Annotated in this window: 4 protein-coding genes; 3 read left to right on the top strand and 1 reads right to left on the bottom strand. The window is 66.0% G+C overall.

What is annotated here, in order from left to right:
• The 3 genes from H0W38_RS18480 to rlmD all read left to right on the top strand — a co-directional run.
• Positions 1-466, top strand: a 466-nt coding sequence (locus tag H0W38_RS18480; RefSeq protein ID WP_292456829.1) for a peptidoglycan DD-metalloendopeptidase family protein, incomplete at its 5' end; no start/stop codon positions are given.
• Positions 467-482: 16 nt separating this feature from the next.
• Positions 483-1,514 (top strand): RNA polymerase sigma factor RpoS, encoded by a 1,032-nt coding sequence (gene rpoS, locus H0W38_RS18475; protein ID WP_292456827.1) that lies wholly within the window; start codon positions 483-485, stop codon positions 1,512-1,514.
• A 115-nt stretch (positions 1,515-1,629) separates the two neighbouring features.
• Entirely contained in the window at positions 1,630-2,991 is a 1,362-nt protein-coding gene (gene rlmD, locus H0W38_RS18470) for a 23S rRNA (uracil(1939)-C(5))-methyltransferase RlmD (RefSeq protein WP_292456826.1), read from the top strand.
• 67 nt (positions 2,992-3,058) lie between these two features.
• Here the strand turns inward: rlmD and H0W38_RS18465 are convergent, their stop codons facing one another.
• On the bottom strand, positions 3,059-3,751 hold the full coding sequence (locus H0W38_RS18465) for a Bax inhibitor-1/YccA family protein (protein WP_292456824.1): 693 nt from the start codon (positions 3,749-3,751) through the stop codon (positions 3,059-3,061).
• Positions 3,752-3,857: the final 106 nt, after the last annotated feature.

Genomic DNA, 3,857 nt, shown 5'->3' with positions numbered 1-3,857 from the left:
GGCCGGCGCCGCGCCGGTGCAGTCGCCCCCCAGCGCTGCCGCGCCCGTGGTCCTGCCGCCGCCGCCGGAGCCGGCACCTCCGGCCGTGAAGGACGAAAACGATCCGGGCTGGGCCTGGCCCGCCAGCGGCCCGGTGCTTGCGCAATACGACGAGGCACGCACCAAGGGCGTGGTCATCGGCGGCAAGCCCGGCGATGCCGTGCTGGCGGCGGCGGATGGTCGCGTCGTGTACGCCGGCTCGGGGCTGCGCGGTTATGGCAACCTCGTCATCGTGAAGCACAACCCCACCTACCTGAGTGCCTACGCGCACAACCGCGCGCTCCTGGTCAAGGAAGACCAGCCGGTGCGGCGAGGCCAGCAGATTGCCGAAATGGGTTCGACCGACGCCGATCGCGTGCAGCTGCACTTCGAGATCAGAAAGCTCGGCAAGCCCGTTGATCCAACGCGCTTGTTACCGCCGCGCTGAGGCGCTGGCCCCGATCATGATCGACAGGAAGCGCCACTTGCACAACGGCAGCGCGCTTGCGGGAGCGGGTCATGCAAGCAACGGCGCGGCCGCCGGGCTGCCGGCAGACAAGGTGGCTTTCCCGCCGACCGGCGGAGACGACGACCTCCCCGATCTGACGATTCCAGTCGCCCTCGCCGCGGGCGAAAGCGAGATCGGCAACACGCTGCAGGTCTACCTGCGCGAGATTCGCCGCGCACCGCTGTTCACGCCGACCGAGGAGTTCGCGACCGCGAAACGTGCGCGCGCAGGCGACTTTGCCGCGCGCCAGCAGATGATCGAGCGCAACCTGCGCCTGGTCGTCAGCATCGCCAAGAACTACCTCGGCCGCGGGCTGCCGATGACCGACCTGATCGAAGAAGGCAACCTCGGCCTGATGCATGCGATCGGCAAGTTCGAGCCCGAGCGCGGGTTCCGTTTCTCGACCTATGCGTCGTGGTGGATACGCCAAGGCATCGAGCGCGCGATCATGCATCAGGCCAGGCTGGTCCGGCTGCCGGTGCACGTGGTGCGCGAACTCAATCAGGTGCTCAAGGCCCGGCGCGTGCTCGAAGGGGCTGCGGCCGCCGGCGCCAGTGGCCGCGCCGTCAGTGCCGAAGCGGTGGCCGCTGCGCTCGGCCGCCCGGTTCAAGAGGTGAGCGAACTGCTGCGTTTCGCCGAACAACCGACTTCGCTCGACGCGCCCCTGGAGCGCCACCCCAGCGAAAACGGCGCCGAGACCGTGATCGACATGGTGGTCGACGAGCAGGCTGCCGATCCGCTGGGCCAGCGTCTCAGTCACGAGTTGGACGCGTTGCTGCAGCACGGCCTCGACGAACTCAGCGAGCGTGAACGCGAGGTGCTGGCCGGCCGCTACGGCCTGCACGACCGGGAGCCTGAGACGCTGGAAGTGCTGGCCGAGCGGCTGGGCCTCACGCGTGAGCGCATCCGCCAGATCCAGCAAGAGGCGCTCGGCAAGCTCAAGCGCCGCATGGCGCGCAAGGGCATCGACCGCGACTCGGTGTTCTGACGGCGTGAGCCGCCCGAGCGTCCGTCGAGCGCGCGGGGCTTCAACGGATTTTCTGCGACGTCGGCGCGGACCGCTTCTTCATCCGTTCGCGTGCTCGGCTCGGGATAATTGCGGCATGACGGCAAGAGACGAATGGCTGACGGTCGAATCGCTGGATCTCCAAGCCCAGGGTGTGGCGCACAACGCCGAGGGCAAGGTGGTGTTCATCGACGGCGCGCTGCCCGGCGAGCAGGCGCAAGTGGCGGTAGGCCGGCGCAAGAACAACTGGGAACAGGCCAGCGTGGTGGCGCTGCGGCACGAGAGTTCACAGCGCGTCGTGCCGCGCTGCAAATTCTTCGGCATCTGCGGTGGCTGCAAGATGCAGCACCTCCACATAGGCGCGCAGATCGCGGTGAAGCAGCGTGTGCTCGAAGACAACCTGTGGCACCTGGGCAAGGTCGAGGCCGAGCAGATGCTGCGCCCGATCGAGGGGCCCACTTGGGGCTACCGTTACCGCGCCCGGCTGTCCGTGTGGCACGTGCCAAAGAAGGGACGCGTGCTGATCGGCTTTCACGAGCGCAAGTCGAGTCATGTGGCCGACATGACGCAGTGCGAGATCCTGCCCCCGCACTTGAGTGCAATGCTGATTCCGTTGCGCGCCTTGATCGAAGGCATGGACGGCCGCGACCGGCTGCCCCAGATCGAAGTAGCGATCGGCGAAGCGCCCGAGGGCCGGGTCACCGCGCTCGTGCTGCGCCACTTGGAGCCTCTCAGCGCCGCAGATCGGCAGCGCTTGCGTGCATTCGCCGCTGCGCACAGCGTGCAGTGGTGGCTCCAGCCCAAGGGCCCCGACGGTGTGCACCGGCTCGACGAGGACGGCCCGCCACTCGCTTACACCTTGCCTGAGTTCGGCATCGTGATGCCGTTCAAGCCGACGGATTTCACCCAGGTCAACCACAGCATCAACCGGGCGCTGGTAGGCAGAGCGCTCAGCCTGCTCGACGTGCAGGCGCACGAGCGGGTGATCGACTGGTTCTGCGGCCTCGGCAACTTCACGCTGCCGATCGCCACGCGGGGGCGGGAAGTGCTCGGCGTCGAAGGCAGTGCGGCGCTGGTGGTGCGTTCGCGAGAGAACGCGGCCTTGAACGGCTTGGCCGACAAGGCCGCCTTCGAGATGCGCGACCTGTTCGAGATGAGCCCGTCCGATCTGCTGCAACACGGACTGGCGGACAAATGGCTGATCGATCCGCCACGTGAGGGGGCCTTGGCACTCGTCAAGGCACTGGTCGATGCCGTGCAGGCTCCGGACCCGGTTAACGCCTGGCTACCGCCGCGGCGGATCGTCTATGTGAGCTGCAACCCGTCGACACTGGCACGCGACGCCGGCTTGCTGGTCCATCAGGCCGGCTATCGCTGCACGAGGGCCGGCACCGTGAACATGTTCCCGCATACCGCGCATGTGGAATCTATCGCGGTGTTCGAGCATGAACGGGCGTGAGTCGGCCGCGCGCACAACGGAAAACGGGGCCCGAAGACCCCGTTTTCCTTAATCAGCAGCAGCGCGACTATTCGCGTTCGCCGCCGAAGATGCCCAGCAGGCTCAGCAAGCTCTGGAAAATGTTGTAAATGCTGAGGTAGATGCCCAGGGTGGCGGTCACGTAGTTCGTCTCGCCGCCATCGATGATGCGCTTGATGTCGTAGAGGATGAAGGCCGAGAAGATCACGACGGCCAGCGCCGAGATCGTGGCCATCAGTGCCGGCATTTGCAGCCAGATGTTGGCGACCGCCGCGACGATGATGCCGATCACGCCGACCATCAGCCACTTGCCCATGCCCGAAATATCGCGCTTGATCGTCGTGGCCAGCGAGGCCATGCCGAAGAACACGACAGCCGTGCCGCCGAAGGCAAAACCGATGAGCGAAGCGCCGTTGCTGAAACCCAGCACGGCTCCGATTAGGCGCGACAGCATCAGACCCATGAAGAACGTGAATCCGAGCAGCAGCGCGACGCCGATGCCTGAATTCTTGAACTTCTCGATCGCGAAGAAGAAGCCGAAGGCAATGCCCATGAACAGCAAGAATCCGATGAACGGACTGCCGGCGAAGAAGCTGAAGCCGGTGCTCACGCCGGCCCAGGCTCCGAACACTGTTGGGACCAGCGACAGGGCCAGCAGCCAGTAGGTGTTGCGCAGCACGCGATTGCGCTGCTCGCTGACCGCACCGGCACCGAGGTAGCCAGTCTGCAGGGTTTCGTTCATCAGAACCTCCTTGTAAGTAGCACCGCCCGATTGGAGCGACTGAGGGAATTCTAGTTCCGGTCTGCGCGTGCTGTTGCAAGCCGTCGCTCGAGCGCCAACCTCAGAT

Origin of the sequence: Methylibium sp. (assembly GCF_013817365.1) — a bacterium.
Lineage (GTDB): Bacteria > Pseudomonadota > Gammaproteobacteria > Burkholderiales > Burkholderiaceae_C > Methylibium.
This window is presented reverse-complemented; position numbering and strand designations above follow the sequence as displayed.